This is a genomic window from Nocardia neocaledoniensis, from assembly GCF_029868625.1.
In the GTDB taxonomy this organism is placed as follows: domain Bacteria; phylum Actinomycetota; class Actinomycetes; order Mycobacteriales; family Mycobacteriaceae; genus Nocardia; species Nocardia neocaledoniensis_A.
In genome coordinates, this window is record NZ_JARWOJ010000337.1 from 1 (window position 1) to 3,545 (window position 3,545).

General features: G+C 70.1%; 6 protein-coding genes. 3 read left to right on the top strand and 3 right to left on the bottom strand.

Going from position 1 to position 3,545, the window contains the following annotated elements:
* The first annotated feature begins 91 nt into the window (after positions 1-91).
* The 3 genes from QH270_RS26045 to QH270_RS26055 all read left to right on the top strand — a co-directional run bounded on the left by QH270_RS26045 (position 92) and on the right by QH270_RS26055 (position 1,296).
* Complete coding sequence (locus QH270_RS26045; protein WP_280346710.1) at positions 92-283, top strand: hypothetical protein; 192 nt, start codon at positions 92-94, stop codon at positions 281-283.
* A gap of 24 nt (positions 284-307) precedes the next feature.
* Positions 308-1,063, top strand: a complete 756-nt coding sequence (locus tag QH270_RS26050; RefSeq protein WP_280346711.1) for an ESX secretion-associated protein EspG — start codon at positions 308-310, stop codon at positions 1,061-1,063.
* 83 nt (positions 1,064-1,146) lie between these two features.
* Positions 1,147-1,296, top strand: coding sequence for a hypothetical protein (locus QH270_RS26055; RefSeq protein WP_280346712.1), 150 nt, complete (start codon positions 1,147-1,149; stop codon positions 1,294-1,296).
* On the opposite strand, the gene QH270_RS26060 is transcribed toward QH270_RS26055, so the two are convergent.
* The 3 genes from QH270_RS26060 to QH270_RS26070 form a co-directional block, all read right to left on the bottom strand.
* Positions 1,297-1,494: a ferredoxin gene (locus tag QH270_RS26060; RefSeq protein WP_348537689.1), complete on the bottom strand. Its 198-nt coding sequence runs from the start codon at positions 1,492-1,494 to the stop codon at positions 1,297-1,299.
* A complete protein-coding gene (locus QH270_RS26065) occupies positions 1,491-2,714 on the bottom strand; it encodes a cytochrome P450 (RefSeq protein ID WP_280346713.1) in 1,224 nt (407 codons plus the stop codon). The genes QH270_RS26060 and QH270_RS26065 overlap by 4 nt, the downstream gene beginning before the upstream one ends.
* A 147-nt stretch (positions 2,715-2,861) precedes the next feature.
* A complete protein-coding gene (locus QH270_RS26070; protein ID WP_280346714.1) occupies positions 2,862-3,506 on the bottom strand; it encodes a hypothetical protein in 645 nt (214 codons plus the stop codon).
* Between the last annotated feature and the right edge of the window lie 39 nt (positions 3,507-3,545).

Below are 3,545 nucleotides of genomic sequence, written 5' to 3' on the forward strand. Positions count from 1 at the left end.
GGGGGGGCTTTTTTTTTAATAGCCCCCCCCCGGGCGGGGGGGGGGGCCGGGGGGGGCCGGCGCCAACCGCGGTGGCACCGGTCGCGCGGGCATGCCGGGCATGATGGGCGCGCCCGGCGCCGGTCGCGGGAAGGGTGACGATGACACCGAACACAAGATCCCGGATTATCTGATCACCGCGGAGAACACCGACGAACTGCTCGGTGAGCAGCCACGGACCGTCGCCGGCGGCGTGATCGGCGGCGACGCGCCCGCCGCGACGACACCGCCCCAGCAGCACTGACCGAAGCAGGAGCACCACCCGACCATGAACGAATGGGTCTGGGAACCAGACGATTTCGCCGCACTGTGGTACAGCGAAGGGATCGACAGGTTCCCGCGTCCGCTGCATCTGCTGAGCAAGTTCCGCACCGCGGAGGAGTACGAGGCCAATCGCGCCAGGGTTCGCGCCACGCTGGGCCAGGACGAATTGATCCGATTGGCCCTGCACACCTTGACATTCGGGCAGTTCCGGATCGAGATCAAGGGCGGATCCATCGCGACCGACCAGGGCGACCTGCGCGAGTACCGCGTCGTCGGGGCGCAGCACTACGAGCACGCGGTGGTGCTGGCCCAGGCCACGGTCGACGATGTCGACGGCCCGATCCACGCCCGCCTCTTCCCCGCCGCACAACTCCCCCAACGGCTTTCGGCGCGCGTGCCCAAATGCGGCCCCGGTTCCCACCCGATCCTCACGCTGCCGACCGCCGACCTCCAGTCCCCGCCCGCGCCGCGCTCCTACGCCCAGCGCACTCCGCGCGAACAGTTCGAAGCCCTCACCCGCCGCCCGATCGATGGCAGCGGCCAGGCCCGTCTGTTCGTCGGCCACATCCTGGACCGCCCCGCACCATGGTTCAGCACCCAGTGGATCGACGTCACCGCCGACGGCCGCTACCTGCAGATCCGCACCCCCGACCGGATCACCGTCCGCCCCGCCACCCCCGCCGACCTCACCACCGGTTTCACCGGCTGGATCGACCGCACCCACCGCCGCCTCCGCCAAGCCGAAACGGCCGACTGGTGAAGTCCGAACTCCCCCGGCAGTTCATCGACCAGTGGGCCGGCGACCTCGCAAATATCCGTCGAACGGACAGCGAGGAGTGGCCGATGACCAGCGAGGACGACTCCGATCGGGAAACGATGTACTTGATGCGCTCCCCCACGAACGCCGCGCGTCTCGCCGAAGGCATCGCTCAGCTCGACAGCGGGGACACCGTCGAGGTCGAAACGGAGCGGCCCGCGCGAGAGCTCGAGTGATCAGGACTCTTGGAGAGTGATCGCGCCGGATGGGCAGGCTTCCACCGCTTCCCGTACCGCGGTGTGCTCCGTGGCCGGTGCGGGGTCTAGCAAGAGGACTCTGCCGTCGTTGTCGTCCTGGTCGAAGACCGACCCGGCGAGCAGAGCGCACATACCCGCGCCGATGCAGCGGTCCCGGTCGGCCGAGATGCGCATCATGACCGGTCCGTCCAGGTGACCGGCAGTTCGTGCACGCCGTAGATGTTCATGTCGCTGCGGAGCGGGACTTCGCTCGCGGGGACGGCGAGTTCGAGGGTCGGGAAGCGGCGCAGCAGCGCGGCGAAACCGGCGCGCATCTCGATGCGGGCCAGCTGCTGGCCGAGGCACTGGTGCACCCCGTGGCCGAAGGAGACGTGGCCGCGGGCGGTGCGGCGCACGTCGAGGGCGTCGGGATCGTCGAAGCGCAGCGGGTCGCGGTTGGCGGCCAGCAGCGAGATGACGACGGTCGAGCCCGCGGTGATGGTCTCGCCGCACAGTTCGATGTCCTCGGTGGCGTAGCGGTAGAAGATGTCGGCGACCGAGAGGTAGCGCATGAGTTCCTCGACGGCGCCCGGCATCAGCTCGGTGTCGGCACGCAGGGCGGCCAGCTGTTCGGGGTGTTCCAGGAGCGCGAAAGTGCCGAGCGCCAACATGTTCGCCGTGGTCTCGTGGCCGGCCAGCAACAGCAGGAAGGCGATGCCGACCAGTTCCTCGATGCCGAGGTCCTCGTCGCGGGCCAGGTCGGACAGGATGTCCTCGGTCGGTTCGGCACGCTTGCGGGTGACCAGGCCGGCCAGGTAGGTGGTCATCGCGCCGTATGCGGCCATCTTCTCGCCCAGTTCCTGGTCCCGGACGAGGAACTTGGCCGTGTTTTCCTGGAAGGTCGCGCGGTCTTCGTAAGGGACACCGAGCAATTCGCAGATCACCAGGGAGGGCACCGGCAGCGCGAACGCGGTGACCAGGTCGACCGGCGGTGCCATCGCGGCCATCTCGTCGAGCTGGCGTTCGACGATCTCGGCGATGTGTTCCTCGAGTTGCCGCATCCGCCGGACGGTGAAGGTGCCGGTGAGCTTGCGCCGCAGCCGGGTGTGGTCCGGCGGATCCATGGCGATGAACAGGCCGGGGATCTGCGGTGACGGCTCGGTCTGCGCGGGCATGCCCGGCGTCTCGTAGGGCACGTGGACGATGCCGAGGTCCTGGCGGGAGCTGAACCTGGTGTCGGCCAGCAGCTTGCGCACCGCCTCGTAGCCGGTGACGAGCCAGCCCTCGTGCCCGTCGGGGAAGCGCAGCGGGCTGACGGGGCGAGCCTCGCGCAACGCGGTGATCGCACGGGGCGGATCGAACGGACCGGCATCGCGATCCTGCGGAAGTCCGTGTGGGACAGGGTGTGTGGCGCTCATGAGGGCTCCTTCGTCGAGCGGGGGTTGTCGAGAACTGTGGTCCGCCGGGCTGACACCGACCTGATACGGCGCTGACACCGCGCGGGTCCGGCGAGAACACGGGCCGCGCCAGGGGGGCGCGGACCGTGTCGATCCGACGGTGGCCGCTCACGCGGCGACGGTGTGCCGGATGGTGATGTCGCCGGCGGAGGTGCGCGCGACGACCCGCACCAGGTCGTCCGCGGCGGGCGAGGCGACGACCGCGTCCATCAGGTTGCGCACGGTGCCGAGCGCGGTGGTGGTCTCCAGGCGCACCGAACTGCCGGGGCGGATGCCCACCTCGAGCGCGCCCGCGGCGGCCTCCAGCCGCAGTTCGCCGCGCGCTGCCTCGCCGATGCGGATGTTGCCCTTGGCGGTCTTGGCGGTCACCGAACCGAGCGGACGCTCGATGACGATGTCTCCGAGGGAGACCGACAGGTCGCACGGGCCGAGCTCACCGGCGCCGAGCACCTGGCCGACACCCACCGTGCCCGTCAGCCGGGAGCCGGTGGGGACGGCGATGGTGACCTCGATCGCCGGGTTGCCACCGAACGGGGTCTGGGTGCGCCAGGACTTCGGGGTGACCACCGTGAGGACGCCGTCGGCGAAGTCGACCACGGTCTGCTCGGCGGCGCGCACGTCGGCCTTCTTGCCGGGGTCGGCGGGCGCGATCCGCACGACCGCGTCGCCGCGGTCGGACGCGATGACGGTGACGCCCGCGGACAGGACATCGAGGGAGACGGCGATCGGGGCGGCGGTCGGGAAGGTGTTCATAGGGGGCTCCGCGGTGGGTGCTGTTCGGTTGATGGCACA

Excerpts from the sequence above, each read along its gene's own strand:
- QH270_RS26055 (WP_280346712.1), top strand. The coding sequence starts at position 1,147 with ATGACCAGCGAGGACGACTCCGATCGGGAAACGATGTACTTGATGCGC.
- QH270_RS26060 (WP_348537689.1), bottom strand. The coding sequence starts at position 1,494 with ATGATGCGCATCTCGGCCGACCGGGACCGCTGCATCGGCGCGGGTATG.
- QH270_RS26045 (WP_280346710.1), top strand. The coding sequence starts at position 92 with ATGCCGGGCATGATGGGCGCGCCCGGCGCCGGTCGCGGGAAGGGTGAC.
- QH270_RS26065 (WP_280346713.1), bottom strand. The coding sequence starts at position 2,714 with ATGAGCGCCACACACCCTGTCCCACACGGACTTCCGCAGGATCGCGAT.
- QH270_RS26070 (WP_280346714.1), bottom strand. The coding sequence starts at position 3,506 with ATGAACACCTTCCCGACCGCCGCCCCGATCGCCGTCTCCCTCGATGTC.
- QH270_RS26050 (WP_280346711.1), top strand. The coding sequence starts at position 308 with ATGAACGAATGGGTCTGGGAACCAGACGATTTCGCCGCACTGTGGTAC.